This is a genomic window from Acrocarpospora macrocephala (assembly GCF_009687865.1).
Lineage (GTDB): Bacteria > Actinomycetota > Actinomycetes > Streptosporangiales > Streptosporangiaceae > Acrocarpospora > Acrocarpospora macrocephala.
Window position 1 is genome coordinate 1 of sequence record NZ_BLAE01000049.1, and the last position, 14,041, is coordinate 14,041.

Here is a 14,041-nt window from a genome sequence, read left to right on the forward strand (position 1 = left end):
AATTACGTACCTCGATATGACCCGGTCCGCGCTGAGGGTCGGTCTCTCGCGTGTCGGTCTTCGGCGAGACAGGCCCGAGGGACGAAGCTCCGGGTCGGTTATCGTCCCCAGCTGTCAGCTGTGGGCAACCATAATCGCGCAATCGTGAGAGCGAACAGGCCCGGCGGTGGGCCGCTGGGGTCGGCCGTTCTTTCGGCAACAGCGGGTGCGTCGGTCGGTGGACGGCCCGGGTCGCCGCCGGCCGGGACCGGCGCCCACGCCGCATGCCCGGTCGGCGTGCGGCAGAGGGCCGGTTACGGCGGCGCGGCGCGCCGCCGCTTGATCCACACAAGAACAATTCGGCAACCAATTGGGCTGCGGCTTTGTCCTGTGAGGTTCCCCTCGTAACGTGGAGACCGAACCAGGAGAGGTTTGGTCGTGGCAGCAGTCACGAGGCGGCGCTTTGATCCGGAGTTCCGGGCGGGCGCGGTGCGTATCGTCAAGGAGACCGGCAAGCCCGTCGCGCAAGTGGCGCGAGATCTAGGGCTCAGCCCGTACACGTTGCACAATTGGGTGCACATGGATCGGCCCGCCCAGCAGTACAACGGCGACGGCAGCGACGGGAGCGGAGCGCTGGAGGAGTCTGAGCAGGAGGAATTGGCGCGGCTGCGGCAGGAGAAGGCCGAGCTGGTCAAGCAGCACGCCGAGGACAAGGCGGCCTGGGACAAGGAACGGGCTGAGCTGGAAGATGAGCGTGATGTGCTCAAGCGTTCGGTGGTCTTGTGGGTCAAAGAGGCGATGGGCCGGTGAGCGTGGCGGCCTTCATCAGCTCCCAGAAGACCGAGCACGGCATCGACCACATCATCTCCTGCCGGGCGTTGGGGGTGTCCCAGTCGTGGTTCTACAAGTGGAGGAACCGCATCGGCCAGGACATGCCGACCGCTCGCGAACGCCGGCGAGCCGACCTGGATGCGCAGATCACCCGCTCGTTTGAGGAATCGGGCGGCACCTACGGTTCGCCACGGATCACCCGTGACCTGCACGAGGCGGGCTGGCGGGTGTCGGAGAACACGGTCGCGGCGCGGATGGCCGAACTCGGCCTGGTCGCTCGCGTGCGGCGCACGCCGCGGTCGCTGACCCGCCAGGGCAGGCGGCCCGCCGCTGCGGATCTGGTGCGGCGGAAGTTCACCGCGCCCGCTCCGGACGTGCTGTGGTGCGGCGATGTGACCATGATCGACACCGACGAGGGCAACCTGTACCTGGCCACGGTCGAGGACTTGTTCTCCCGCCGGCTGCTCGGCTACGCCATGTCGGACCACCACGATGCCGCGCTGACCTGCGCCTCGCTGCAGATGGCGGTGGCCACCCGCGGCGGAGACGTGGACGGGGTGATCTTCCATTCGGATCGCGGGAGCGAGTACACCGCCGCCCGCTACCAGGACCTGTGCCGGCGCCTGGGTGTGGTCCAGTCGATGGGCCAGGTCGGCTGCGCGCTGGACAATGCAGCGGCCGAGGCGCTCAACAGCACCCTCAAGGTCGAGTACGTCCACCGTCAGCGGTTCCGCTCCCGGGCCGAGGCTCGCCTGAAGATCGCCACGTGGATCGCGGACTTCTACAACCCCATCAGGCGGCACAGCGCCAACGACGGCTTATCGCCGATCACATTCGAAGCTCACATGATCGAGAAAAGGAAAGCCTCATCGGCCCTGCTAAGGACCGCTGTGGCATAGGACCGTCTCCACGGTTTCAGGGGATTGACGATGCCATAGCCATGCTGACCATGCCAAGCATCCCTGCCTGCCGTGCTTTCCATTGCCACTGTCACCTGACGCCGCCGTCGGCCAATTCAGCCGACGAACTGAGAGCACCCGCTGACTCGCCCTGCACGCGAATTCAGACAGCTCAGCACATTCGATACCATTCCCACATTATGGGCTATGGCTTCTGTAGAGTACGACATCGGCAATATGATCACCTGTTCACTACCGGGCAGGCATCGGCAGATACGCGCCGCAAGGGCGAGGCGATGCCCTGACGAGGAGTTACGCCATGCGGGTGAGTGAATTCAGCACTGATGGCCTGCCAGCCCATGACCGCCTCCCCGGCTGGATTGAGAGCGTGGAAAGATCGCTGACACCCTCCCGGGTGCAGAGTGAGCAGAACGACTTCCGCGGCTGGGTGCGGACGGTGGAGCTAGACAATGTGCAGGTCTCCACCATGGCCTACCCTCCTCTGATCGTCCGCAGGTCCGCGCAGCACATCCGGCGCAGCGACCCCGAGGCGTACCAGGTCAACCTCATCCTCAGCGGGCAGGGGTGGACCGCCCAGGCAGGCCGTGAAGCAGTGATCAGTGCCGGGGAGTTCGTCCTGTTCGACACGTCCCGCACGTTCGAGGGTCGGCGGATATGCGCCCCCGACACCGCCTGCGGCATCGTCGTCGAGATTCCCCGTGCGCTGTTACCGCTGCCGCCGACTATGGTCAGCCTGCTCGTCGGAGCCTCCTTCTCTGGGCGCCAGGGTATCGGCGCGATGTTCCGCCGCTGGCTGACGAACCTCGACAGGCATGCCACCGAGTTCACCGCAGCGGACGAGCCGTCCTTGAGCTCGATCACCGTCGAGTTACTGGTGGCCGTGCTGTCCCACCAACTCGACGATGCCGGCGCCACATCGCCGGAGTCACATCGGCGTGTGCTGCGAGTGCGGGTCCGCGACTACGTCGAGCAGCGGCTCAGCGACCCGAACCTGTCCCCGACCGCCATCGCCGCCGCCCACCAGATCTCCCTGCGCCACCTCTACCAGATCTTCGACGACGAAGATGTGACGCTGTCGGCCTGGATACGCCGGCAACGCCTGGAGAACTGCCGCCGCGACCTGGCCGACCCCCGGCTCGCCTCGCGCCCTGTCCACGCAATCGCAAGCCGGTGGGGCTTCACTGACGCAGCCCACTTCAGCCGTGCGTTCCGCAACGCATACGACATGCCACCCAGCGTCTACCGGAGGCTCACCCTCACCGACCAGCCCATGCAGAGATCGACAAGTACTGTGCACAAATAGCCAACGACTTCCGAAACAGTGTTCTTGCATCCTCAATGTGCGACTGACCAACACGCTTACGCTCGGTCGGACACATCGCATCGGTAGCCGGGGAACGTATCTACCAACGGGGAGCCTGACATGCATGTGCTTGTCTCAGCGTGCGTTCCACCGCTTCACATGCCGTCCACAACGGGACAGGCATGCGCATCGTAGTGATCGAGAGGGACCCCCTGGCACGCGGCGGCATCACGGCGATCCTCCGCCACGAGGAAGGCATCAAATCCATCGTGGAGGTTTCCGCCTATCACGATCTCCGCAGAGAGCCTTCCCTATCCGAGACCTCGGTCTGCATCATGGGTGTGGATCGCGTAACCGACGAGACGGTGACACTGGTCAGTCAGTTGCGCCATCACCTGACAGGGTCGGAACGGCCTATCCCTGTGATCGTGCTCACCCCCGACTGGTCCCCGCTCGACATCATGCTGATCAAAGCGGACGCTTATCCAATTCGACGAGATCACATCGGTCCCATGCAGCTTGTCGGGCTTATCAGGGTCATCAGCATGGGCTACCGACCGCTGTACAAAGCCCTGGTGCAGGGCCTGACGGACAGGTTCGCTCCCGTGAGCGGCGAGATCCGCCAAATCCTGACAAAACGAGAGTACGAAGTACTAACTCTAATCGCCCGCGGGAAGGTGAACGGTGAGATCGCCACCGAACTCGGAGTGGCGATCTCCACCGTCAAGACCCACGTGATGAAGATTCTTCGCAAGCTGGGCGCCCGGAACAGAGCCCAAGCCGTGATGGCCGCCGGCCTCAGCGATTAGCCTGGCCAGGCAGCCATCCTCGGCTCAACTGGGCGGCGGCGAAACGGGGGTTGACCCGACTCGCCAGGTCTCCCCGTTGCACGCGCGTCGCCCATAGGCATAATGCTTGCCCCGCGCCGAGACGGCCCTAAGATCATCCGCCGGTGGCGAGGTAGCGGTGCACACCTCGCTGGACAAGGAGATCTGCTTACTGCGGCCCGGCGGCAGGGTCGCGTACTCCATTCCGTTCCAAGTGACGACGACAGTCTCCGTTGTGTCGTTGGTGACGATGAACAGCGCGTCCCGGCCGATCTGGCAGGCTGACAGGAAGAATGCCAGGCCTGCGGTCAACAGGGCGGTCCTCCGGCCGGGACGGTTCATCGCTACTGCCTCTCGGAATGGTGTTCAGGGCACTTTCGTCGAGAAGAACGCGGTCACCGGCACATCGATAAAACGGGGGTACTGGTCGTCGGGCCGGATTCGTCCGGGCGGATCCAGCGGACAGGGGTGTCCGCTGGCTTGCCTCCGGCGACCGGCCACGTGACGAGCACAAAGCGAAACTCCGCCGGCGGAAGGGACTTCTCCTCGACCTCCAAGGTCAGGGAGACTCTGCTCTGGCCAGTGGCCGCGGGCACGAACTCGAGATAGCTCGCGCCGCCCGGGTTGACCTCGAACCAGCCGTTCTCCGATCCGCCCACCCTTGAATTCGGCAAGGACGCCAACGGAAAGACCCTGGCCAAGGCGGATTTCCAGCAGCTCGGCAACGGCTTCGGCGGCCATCAGTGGTTCGCCTACACGCGCAAGGTGCCGGAGTTGGTCCACCCGCTGTTGTCGCAGCCGCCCGGATGGCCGGCGCGGAGCTGGGCACGTCGTCGACGATGAGCGCGCGACGGCAGTCCCGGGGTCTTGCAGGGGTACCAGAAGTCCTGCGGCTCTTCGCGTTCCGTGAAGGCCCAGACCTGGTCGGAGTAACGGATGGTGCCCTCGCTGCCATCGCATCCCCTGAACTCAGGTGTTGCGACGATCACTAGAAAGGAAGAAACTCAGGTCAAGGGCCTTATTGCCCCGGACCTACGCTGGCCGGGGAACTCTGTCTAGATCACTGCTCCGTATGCGTCCGGCCCGGAGGCTCGCTGTACAGGTCGATGCACCATTCTTGGGTGTAACCACCTTCCGGTGCAGGCACAAACGCATTCTTGAGCTCGACGCCCAGCCCGATGACCCCTGCAGCTTTGACCAATTCGACAAACTGGCTGCGATCACTGCCGACAATACGCTTCACGTGTTGCGGAGAGCTGGACACGATCCTCCTAGAATGCAGTACCGATCGGGGTGGAATGTATACCACAGTGTAACATGGGTATCAATCTCTGCGCATCGCGATAAGGCGGGGAAATCGAGAGAAACGACTCCCTCGCCATGCGCTCGATCGACCAATCATGATCACTCCGGCGGCGACCACCAAAGCGGTGACGAACCACGACCATGACGAGTCGGCCGGATGCCTGGCGATCGCCCACAGAGGAATCTGCCCGTCCGAGTCCGCGCGTCCTGATTCATACAGCGGAACCAGCAGAAGGATCGGCAACACCCAGCCCAGTGATCGGCCGACCAATGCCGCCGACGTGAAACCCACACCGGACCAGAAGACAATATTGCGAACGACCAGCGGGGCTAGCCCGAGCGTGCCCCCAAGCGCCAGACTGCCGACCGCAAGAAGCAACGTCAAAACCAGAGCGAGTGTGATCACATAAAAATCAAGCCGGGCGATACTGAGTGACGCGGTGTTCTCGAACGAATGCATCGAACTGCGAATCATGGAGGCGACGATGCAGGCGTATGGCACCGGCATTAAGATCGCGAGAGGTAAAGTCTCATTACCTCCCGGCAGAAGTAACGTATTCTGCCCCCAGATCACACAGGTGGCACTGACCAGAAGCATCGCCATGACATGGAATCCGACATGGCGGCTCCTGCATACGAGCGCGACGATGCCGACACCTTCAGTACGAGGCTCTGCACCTCGCTGAAGCCGATCAAGCATTGCACCTCCCCATCACAGCGATCTGCTTCCTCGCCCACTCTTCCTGCGCCGCCTGCGGCAGGCCGAGAGTCTGGCGCACCTCGTTTCTGCCCGCTTCGGTGAGAGAGACCGAATCCCATTCCTGGTCTTGCATTCTGCCGAGCGCGGCCGAGCTCAGCCACGTGTCGAGCTTCGCTCTGGCCTGCATTCTAGGGCGTCCGTGTGCTTCGGTCTCCGAAGGACCGCAATCGGCCATTATCTGCCAGGTGAGCTGAAAGATTAACAACGATCTGTAGGACTCGTAAGTGGCGCCCGCGACAACCGGGATCTGAAGGACCGAGCCACCGTTCTCTGCCACCAGCCCCTCGTCGGCGACAACCTGCGGGAATCTGATCACACGCTGGGTAAGGCCGATGACATTCTTGGTGGCGTTGGTCGCCTCCGTGAGCCGGGCGGCGTTCTCTGGCCACAGGCACACGTCGGTCGCCGCTACCCGTTGACAAGCAGAAGCCAAAACCGGCTGCCTGGGCTGCTGAATCGGACCGGCCACCAGCAGGAACAACACCGAGACTGCCACCGCGACGCAGGCCGATATGCGCCCGCCGTACGAACGGCGCGGTGAACTCACTGGCCCGAAGGCCAACGCGAGCGCGACACAGGCCCCCGCGAGCAGTAGGCGAGCGGCCAGAGCCGCCGGACTCACTGCTTTGTTCGCCTCGCCGAAAAATGGCACCAAAATAGAGACGATAAACAAAGGGAAGAACGATGCGAATCCAGCCAATGGCGCGGCCAGGCGATTGGAAATCGCGCTGCCGATCGAGTGTCCCAATCCGACGACAGTGACAACCGCGGCGATGCCAAGCAGCATGTAAGAGAGCCAGAGTCCGCCAGGAGCGGCCTTGTCATGGACGATCAGATAGCTCGCCAAAGCCGCGACCGCCAGTGGAATCAAGGCGTAACCAAGGCTTACCGACAAATGGACGATCGTGATCTGCCAGCCCGGGCGCGTCGACGTCTGCACCAGCTGTGATGCCGAGGCCCGGTGGATGCGCTGGGCCGACCATGCGGCGACTGCGGCGATCGCCACTGCCGGGAGTTGCGTCGCGGCGGCGATGACCCTGACGCTGGCTTCGGGCCAGACGTTCTGCCATGACTCGACTTCACGAAAAAGTATGACCAGACTCAGTAGGCTCGCAGGGACGACGAGCCACAAGAACGGAGAGCGGCGAATTTCGATCAGAAGGATTCTCGTCATATGCCGGCCTTGTCTCGATGCAGTGCCGCCGTATATCCCCGCTCAAGCTCTGTATCTCCCCTGGCCCCCTCTGACGACAGATCACGCAATTCTCGAGGGCTCCCGGTGAAGACCGGTTCGCCATCGGCAATAATCAGCAAGTTGTCGCAGACGGCTGCGACGTCTTCCACCAGATGGGTGCTGAGCACCACAGTGGCCCGACCCGAAACTTTCCTGATCAGGTCGCGGAACGCCAGACGCTGCTCAGGATCGAGCCCCACCGTCGGCTCGTCCAGCAGGACCAGGCGGGTACCGCCGAGTATGGCCTGAGCGATTCCCGCGCGACGGAGCATTCCGCCTGAAAGATTCTTCATTTTGGTTTTAGCCTGAGCGCCGAGGTCGACGGCCATGATAGCCTCCGTGACCACTTCACGAGTCAGAGCGGACGGAATACGCCTGAGCCACGCGCAGTAGCTGATGAACTCGTGGACCGTGAAGTTGGGGTGGTAGCCGAACTCCTGGGGAAGATAGCCGAGGTGGCGGCGGACTTCGCGCGCATCACGATCGTTCTTCACCGTCCTGTCCAGCAGGACAATTTCCCCTGAACGGGGCGCGATGGCCGTCGCCAGGGTTCGTAGAAGCGTGGTCTTCCCTGCGCCGTTCGGCCCCAGGAGACCGAAGACCCCGTGCGGTATGTCCAGGGTGAGGTTCTTGATGATGGGAGTCTCGCCGTATCCTTGTGTGAGATTTATCGTGCGCACTGCGGTCGTCGGCATGTTCGCTCCATTTGAAGGGCGGCCGACTCATGAGATCGACCGCCCGGCTCTGTTATTGGCGATTTTTCAGGTTGTCCGAATCTATCTCAGACGGATGGCGGTCAGTCACCGAATACGAAGTCCCAGCCGATGAGTGTATTGCTGCAGGTGTGGGTCAGGGCCCAGGTCGCGTACTTGTATTCAGTCCAGATGTCGACCTGCCAGTCACAGTCCCAGACTCCGCGGGAGTAGTTGGTGTCAGCGGGTCCGCTCCTGATACACCCGAGGGCGGCCGCTCTGGTCGTCGGGATTACTCGCTTGCCGTCGCAGTTCCAGCTTGCGAGGGCAGCGCTCGGCGCCGCCGGGTTGGATTCGGTGACTACCGCCGGCCCCGGGTTCGCGAATGCCGGGGTGGCTCCAACCGTTGTGGTCGCCATCGCACAAAGTGCTGCGGCGGCAGCGACACGGTACAGTCGCATTTGATATAATCTCCTCGCATCGTTGATGCCCACGGACGGGGGTTCTTTGCCAAGGCCCCGTCCGTGGAGATTCTCAGGGGACGCCCGAATCTGTCCGGCTGCATTGCGGGCGTGAAAATATGACCCCAGATGATCGGATGACCTTCGGGGTCATGAGAAGCCGTTTTTCTGGCGGGCTACTTGTTGCTTAGCCCTCGCCGAAAACGAAGTCCCAGCCGATGAGCTCGCTGCTGCAGCTGTTGGTGACGACCCAGGGGTAGTAACGAGGGCCGGTCCAGATGTCGACCTGCCAATCGCAGTCCCAGACTCCGCGGGAGTAATTCAAGTCCGCGGCGCCAGACCTCGCACATTCGAGAGTTGCCGCCTTGACGGTGGGGTTGACCCGACGACCGTCGCAACTCCAGATGGCCACGCCGAGACGGGTGCCGGATTCACCCCTGAAGGGGTTTTGGCTGCGGCCGAGGCCGGTGCGACTTGGCATAACACTACTGCCGTTGCGCAGGCTGCGAGAGCCGCAGCGATACGCTTGACCTGCATTTATTACTCCTTCTGCTGCATCGTTGACGTGGTCTGTCGGAGTTCTCTGCCAAGGTCCGACATAGATGTGTTGACTTCTTGCGCCCACCTCCATGGCCTGGGGAATAGCGCCAGCGCTACGAAGGACATTACGAGATTCGACTCTCGGAGTCAATGATTTCTCCCGCTAAGCCCTTTCGGCCTGAAGTGAATAGTCATTCACTTCTATGCGTTGACCTGCGAGAAGAGCGCACATTAGCGGCCACGAGGGCGAACGCCAGGGCTAGAACTCTTCTTGAGAGGTTTCGGACCCGCATGAACACCTTCTTTCTAACGAAGACGCCTCTGCACGATTCTCATTTCATTTCTTTATCCAGTCCGACTTCCTCCTCCCTGACCGATTTCGTCGACTTCCATGTTTCCTGCGGAGTCATCAGACATCAATGGGTCGGATGACGGATTCCTGCGCGCACCTCCACCATTGGGTGGAGACGAATACGGTTCGCCCCTCCGCCATATGGGCTCTTCGCGGCTGGACAGCTACAGACCGTGAAATGCTGACTTCTCGTTAGTTGGGGCGGTTCGGGTTCGAGGATGAGTTCGGTCTGGGCAATGATGGCGTCGAGCAGGTCGGAGCCAGTACCGCAGACGCTTGAGGTGGTGTTTGATGGCGGCGAGGTGGTCGGCTCCACCCCGGACAGCCAGGTTGGCCAGGTGGCCCTTGAGGTTGGCCCAGATGCCTTCGGTGGGGTTGATTCGGGGGTGTAGCTGGGAAGCTGGAAGACCGTCAACCAGTCGTGATCGTCGATGAAGGCGCGCATCTCGGCGTAGACATGTGCGTTAAGTTGGTCCCAGACGACCATGATCGGGGCTCGTAACTGCTGGTGAGCGGCTTGGAGCCGGAGCTTGAAGTCGCGGACTTGAAACTCTTCCGCTCGTTCTTGCGGCTGTGGTAGATGATCGTCCGGTAGATCAGGCGGGTGCGTTGCCCGGGCTTGACGCAGACGATCCCGGCGACCGAGGAGACCCCTTGCGGACACCGTCACGACTGGGTCTGACCCCGCCGGGCCCAGGTTCGGCCCTTGAGGCGGGCGAAGGCTTTACCTCGACTCGTCCACAAAGACGATCCAGGCACCCCGGTCGGCGGCCTGCCCTTATATGTGCCAGGTCTCCCTGGTCCACGTGGTCATCGCATCTTCGTCGCGCTCGGCGGCGCGGTGCGCGGGGATCTACAGGCGCCAGCCGATCCGGTGCAGCAGGAGGACACCTCGCGTGGGCTGTAGCCAACGCGGAACAACTCCTTCATCAAGACGATGATCCTCGATAGCGTCCACCGCTGGTCCTCCCAGCCGTACGTGGCTGGCCCTCGGTCGCGTTCTGCCTCCAGCAGGAGGATCTGTTCCGCCGAGAGGCAGCAGACCGAGCCGCCCGGCCCTTTGGAGGCCAGGGCGGCTTTTCCGCCGCTCTTCCAGTCCGGTGCCAAGCGTTCGCCGAACTCGAGGTGATCCGCAACGCGCGGGCGACCTGGGCGGCTTCATACCGCGTTCGAACATGCCTGCGGCGCTGAAGCGTACCTGCTCGCGCTTGGCGCGGGCCTTGGCGGGACAGGCCGCCATCGTCGGGGTACCGCACATCAGAGCTCTACTGCGGGAAATACAGTCCTGTAACTTACCTGTGGCCTTACGTGCTTGTTTCGTTGCTGATTGCTAGCGCTTCAAGGACTCGCCGCCGCACACGGTTCAGGCAAGCCGACTGCTGAACACCATTTATCCGACTAAGGTGCTGATCGCGAAACCTGAGGAGGATACATGTCTGAATACGCTCCGACCTTCAGCTTGGTCGACAGTGATGGGGACGGCCTGATCTCGGCCGAGGAGTTGGTCCGGCTCGCGGACCTGCTCGGCCAGCCGCTCGGCGAGGACGGCGCGGAAGCCGTCATCCGCAAGGTGGATGGCGACGGCGACGGCCTGATCAACCTGGAGGAGTTCGGCGGCTGGCTCCAGTCCGCCCGCTAGATCCAATTCGCTGGCCTGCACAAACGCGGCTGTGCGAATACAGAAATCCCTGATCTCATTGGATCTCACGGCATCGAATCAGCCGGGCGAACCCGCCCGGCTGACCGGGCTTCAGGCCGTGATGTACACCTGGCTGAAGACCTTCGCGAGTTTGGTGAGGTCGTCGGTGCCGGGGGTGTAGAGGGTGGTGAGGCGGCGCTGGAGGGGTTCGAGCTTCTCCAGTTGGGCCCAGGTGGCGGCGGGGATGCCGTGGACGGTGCCCTTGGCGTCTACGTAGCGGGACCAGACGTTGACCGTTGCGGCGCCGTCTTCCAAGGGGAGCACGATGCGCTGGGCGGTGGCGGTCTTGGCTTGGGCGGTGGTCAGGGAGGGGCCGACCAGGCCGGCGTCTTCGGCGCCGACTTGGGCGAGGGCGTCCCAGGCGCGGGCTTTGACCTGGATCCACTGGTTGCGGCGGGCCTCCTGGGCGGTGATCTTCCACTTGGTGTAGCCGGGGGCCATGCCGCTGTCCAGGGTGAGCTGGTCGATCTTGCCGCCGGTGAGCAGCGGTTCGATCACCGCGGGGGTGAGCAGCGGGTACTGCGTCGCCATGGTCTTCGCGCAGGCGGTGTTGCCGCCGCAGGCGAACACGGGGACCACGGTGTGCAGGCCCAGTTTCTTGCCGGGGGCGGTTTCGCGTAGCGCGGCCGAGGCGGCGGTGACGAACTTGGTGAGGTCCTCGGCGGTGGTGAAGGTGGCGTTGTAGCCGAGCTGGTTGGTGAAGCGGATGCCGGCCACGCCGGGCTGGGCGGCCAGGGCGCCGATGTTCTTAATCGCTGCCGTGAAGGCCTGCTCCCCGGCCTTCCAGTCGTCGGCGAGTTCGGTGTTGATCCAGACCCGCAGCCCGGTCTCGGTCGCGGTCTCGACCGCCTGTCCGGTGGGCGTCTGGGCCGCTGCCTCGACCTCGTCGGGTTCGACCGTGCAGGTCGTGCCGGGCGGGTCGCACACGACGTCTCCGCCGTCCTCGGCGGGGCCGGCCTGGTCCTCGTCGTACGCCTCGCCCTCGCCGGTCGGGCAAGGGCCATCGGTGCAGGTGATGTCGATGCCCGGCCAGCCGGAGCCGTACGGCTCTGCTTGCTGGAGGTTACTGGCGTCGTCGGCCAGCCAGTGCATGGCGACCTGGAGGGCTTCGTCGGGTTTGGCTAACCAGCGGCAGACGACGTACGAGGGCGTGCCCGCCGGAAGTTGGTCGTTGCAGGATTCCCCGGCCGCTTGCGCCGCGGATCCGGGCAGCCAGATCGAGATCACTCCCGCCAGAGCACCGATGGCCGCAATCCGCCTCAAACGCATCTTCACTCCAGGGTTCTTGGTGATCGCCCCGGACAGTATAGAGATCAACCGGTCTGACCGCTTGTGCGCAAGCCGCGGGTCGCGGAGCGCGGGTGCAGGCCGAAGCGGGGGTCGGGCTCCTGGGTGTCGTCGAGGATGTCGGCGAGGTAGTCGGCCAGGGCGGGGGCGTGTTTGAAGCCGTGGCCTGAGTCGCCGCCGATCACCCATTCGGACGGGCGGACTTCCGCGATGATCCATTCGGCGTCGGGGGTCAGGCCGTACTGGCAGACCTGGCTGAACAGGACGGGGGCGGCGGCGAGGCTGGGGAAGCGGCGGCTGAGGTAGTCGCGGGCGAGACCTTCGCTCCGCGGGAGGATCTGGCGGCTGCCGGTGCGCGGGTCGTAGGGGTCGCCTTCCAGGTCGCTGGTGCATTTCAGGCCCGCGCCGTCGATGTCGCCGTGGCCGTAGACCGAGCTGTCGTAGTCGCAGAAGGCGGGGATGCTCGCCCAGGCGGCGGGGACGTCGAAGTGCAGGGTGTCCTGGCGGGTGACCGTGACGGGGAGGTCGAAGAGGCCGGGGAGCCAGGCGCCGCAGGCCCAGACGATGCGGTCGGCGCGGAGGGTCTCGCCGTTCACCTGTACGCCGCCGTCGGGGTGGGGGAGGGCCTCGGCGCGGATCGTGGTGACGCCCGCGGACTGGGCGAGGCGGGCGGTGATCTGGGTGGCGCGGCGGGCGCGTACGACTCCGGCGTGGGGTTCGCGTAGGACGAAGGCGAGGTCGTCGCCGTGGAAGTCGGGGAAGGCGCGGCCGGCGTCGGCGGGGTCCAGCACTTCAACGGGGATGTCCAGATTTTTCAGGACCTGGGTGCTGGCGGATTCCCAGCCGTGTTCCTGGCGGGCGAACCACATGAATCCGGTTTCCAGGAACAATTGTTCACCGGCGCGCTCGCCCAGGCGGCGCCAGCCTTCGCGGGCTTTCCAGGCGAATTTGGCGTACCAGTCGTCGTGGCCGTGGGCGCAGCGCAGCAGGCGGGTTTCGCCGGAGCTGGCCTGGCGGATGTGGCCGGGGGCGTACTGCTCGATCAAGGTCACGTGCCAGCCGGTGTCGGCTAGGCGCAAGGCCAGTGAGGTGCCCCAGATACCTGCGCCTACCACGATTACGGTCCTCATCGGGCCAGGGTGCCATACCGGCCATAATCGGAGGATGGCGGCCGAGGCAGCGCAGACGTTGGAGCGGGGGCTGCGGTTGCTGCGCGTGCTCGCGGATGGGCAGCGGGGGCGTACGCCGACTGAACTCGCCGCTGAGCTGGGGTTGAGCAGGCCGGTGGTGTATCGGCTGATCAATACGTTGCAGCAGGAGGGGTTCGCGCGGCGGGATTCGGATGGGCGGGTGCATCTCGGGTTCGGGGTGCTGGTGCTGGCGCAGGCGGTGCAGCCGCTGTTGCGGGCCGCCGCGTTGCCGGCGTTGCGCAGGCTGGCGGAGCGGGCGGGGGCGACCGCGCATCTGACCGTGGCCGAAGGCGGCGACGGGCTGGCGATCGCGGTGGTGGAGCCGTCGTGGACGGATATGCATGTGGCTTATCGGGAGGGTTCGCGGCATCCGCTGTCCCGAGGGGCTGCGGGGTTGGCGATCCTGGCGCAGCGGGACGGGGTCGTGGGGTTTCAGGCGTCTGAAGGGCAGTTGCAGGAGGGGGCTCGGGGGGTGGCCGCGCCGATTCTGGGGTTGCCGTGGTTGGAGGCGTCGGTCGGGGTTATCACGTTTGGGCAGTTGGATGTCGAGGCGGTCGGGGAACTGGTGATGGGTGCCGCCCGGGAGCTTGCTGAATCGTTGACATGAGGGCTGGTTCGGGGCACTGTCGTACGTATAGAGGACAAAGGTGTCCGATATCCG

Annotated in this window: 15 protein-coding genes; 7 read left to right on the forward strand and 8 right to left on the reverse strand. The window is 64.2% G+C overall.

Annotated features, from left to right (window positions below; genetic code table 11):
• The first annotated feature begins 417 nt into the window (after positions 1-417).
• The 5 genes from Amac_RS36075 (at position 418) to Amac_RS36095 (ending at position 4,703) form a co-directional block, all read left to right on the forward strand.
• Positions 418-789, forward strand: coding sequence for a transposase (locus Amac_RS36075; protein ID WP_155358907.1), 372 nt, complete (start codon positions 418-420; stop codon positions 787-789).
• Positions 786-1,709, forward strand: a complete 924-nt coding sequence (locus Amac_RS36080; protein WP_155358908.1) for an IS3 family transposase — start codon at positions 786-788, stop codon at positions 1,707-1,709. The genes Amac_RS36075 and Amac_RS36080 overlap by 4 nt, the downstream gene beginning before the upstream one ends.
• Positions 1,710-2,097: 388 nt before the next feature.
• Positions 2,098-3,033, forward strand: a complete 936-nt coding sequence (locus tag Amac_RS36085) for an AraC-like ligand-binding domain-containing protein (RefSeq protein WP_170322832.1) — start codon at positions 2,098-2,100, stop codon at positions 3,031-3,033.
• 182 nt (positions 3,034-3,215) lie between these two features.
• Complete coding sequence (locus tag Amac_RS36090) at positions 3,216-3,842, forward strand: response regulator transcription factor (RefSeq protein ID WP_155358910.1); 627 nt, start codon at positions 3,216-3,218, stop codon at positions 3,840-3,842.
• A 642-nt stretch (positions 3,843-4,484) separates the two neighbouring features.
• Positions 4,485-4,703, forward strand: coding sequence for a hypothetical protein (locus Amac_RS36095; RefSeq protein ID WP_155358911.1), 219 nt, complete (start codon positions 4,485-4,487; stop codon positions 4,701-4,703).
• 217 nt (positions 4,704-4,920) lie between these two features.
• Here the strand turns inward: Amac_RS36095 and Amac_RS36100 are convergent, their stop codons facing one another.
• The 6 genes from Amac_RS36100 to Amac_RS36125 all read right to left on the reverse strand — a co-directional run bounded on the left by Amac_RS36100 (position 4,921) and on the right by Amac_RS36125 (position 9,691).
• Positions 4,921-5,124, reverse strand: coding sequence for a hypothetical protein (locus tag Amac_RS36100; RefSeq protein WP_155358912.1), 204 nt, complete (start codon positions 5,122-5,124; stop codon positions 4,921-4,923).
• A 60-nt stretch (positions 5,125-5,184) separates the two neighbouring features.
• Positions 5,185-5,865 carry a hypothetical protein gene (locus tag Amac_RS36105; RefSeq protein WP_155358913.1) on the reverse strand — a complete coding sequence of 227 codons (681 nt, stop codon included), beginning with the start codon at positions 5,863-5,865 and terminating at the stop codon, positions 5,185-5,187.
• Entirely contained in the window at positions 5,858-7,099 is a 1,242-nt protein-coding gene (locus Amac_RS36110; RefSeq protein WP_155358914.1) for a DUF7224 domain-containing protein, read from the reverse strand. The genes Amac_RS36105 and Amac_RS36110 overlap by 8 nt, the downstream gene beginning before the upstream one ends.
• Positions 7,096-7,854 (reverse strand): ATP-binding cassette domain-containing protein, encoded by a 759-nt coding sequence (locus tag Amac_RS36115; protein WP_155358915.1) that lies wholly within the window; start codon positions 7,852-7,854, stop codon positions 7,096-7,098. Before Amac_RS36115 ends, Amac_RS36110 begins: the two co-directional genes overlap by 4 nt.
• 645 nt (positions 7,855-8,499) lie before the next feature.
• A complete protein-coding gene (locus Amac_RS36120) occupies positions 8,500-8,637 on the reverse strand; it encodes a hypothetical protein (RefSeq protein ID WP_155358916.1) in 138 nt (45 codons plus the stop codon).
• Between the two features lie 631 nt (positions 8,638-9,268).
• Positions 9,269-9,691: a hypothetical protein gene (locus Amac_RS36125; protein WP_218041499.1), complete on the reverse strand. Its 423-nt coding sequence runs from the start codon at positions 9,689-9,691 to the stop codon at positions 9,269-9,271.
• Between the two features lie 945 nt (positions 9,692-10,636).
• On the opposite strand from Amac_RS36125, the gene Amac_RS36130 reads away from it, so the two are divergent.
• The gene (locus Amac_RS36130) at positions 10,637-10,843 is read left to right on the forward strand and encodes an EF-hand domain-containing protein (RefSeq protein ID WP_155346241.1); all 207 of its coding nucleotides are present in this window, start codon (positions 10,637-10,639) and stop codon (positions 10,841-10,843) included.
• A gap of 111 nt (positions 10,844-10,954) precedes the next feature.
• Here the strand turns inward: Amac_RS36130 and Amac_RS57490 are convergent, their stop codons facing one another.
• Positions 10,955-12,172, reverse strand: a complete 1,218-nt coding sequence (locus tag Amac_RS57490) for a hypothetical protein (protein WP_155358917.1) — start codon at positions 12,170-12,172, stop codon at positions 10,955-10,957.
• Between the two features lie 44 nt (positions 12,173-12,216).
• Positions 12,217-13,320 carry an NAD(P)/FAD-dependent oxidoreductase gene (locus Amac_RS36140; protein ID WP_155358918.1) on the reverse strand — a complete coding sequence of 368 codons (1,104 nt, stop codon included), beginning with the start codon at positions 13,318-13,320 and terminating at the stop codon, positions 12,217-12,219.
• A gap of 34 nt (positions 13,321-13,354) precedes the next feature.
• Here Amac_RS36140 and Amac_RS36145 point away from each other — a divergent pair, with 34 nt between their 5' ends.
• Positions 13,355-13,987, forward strand: a complete 633-nt coding sequence (locus Amac_RS36145; RefSeq protein WP_155358919.1) for an IclR family transcriptional regulator — start codon at positions 13,355-13,357, stop codon at positions 13,985-13,987.
• Positions 13,988-14,041 lie beyond the last annotated feature (54 nt).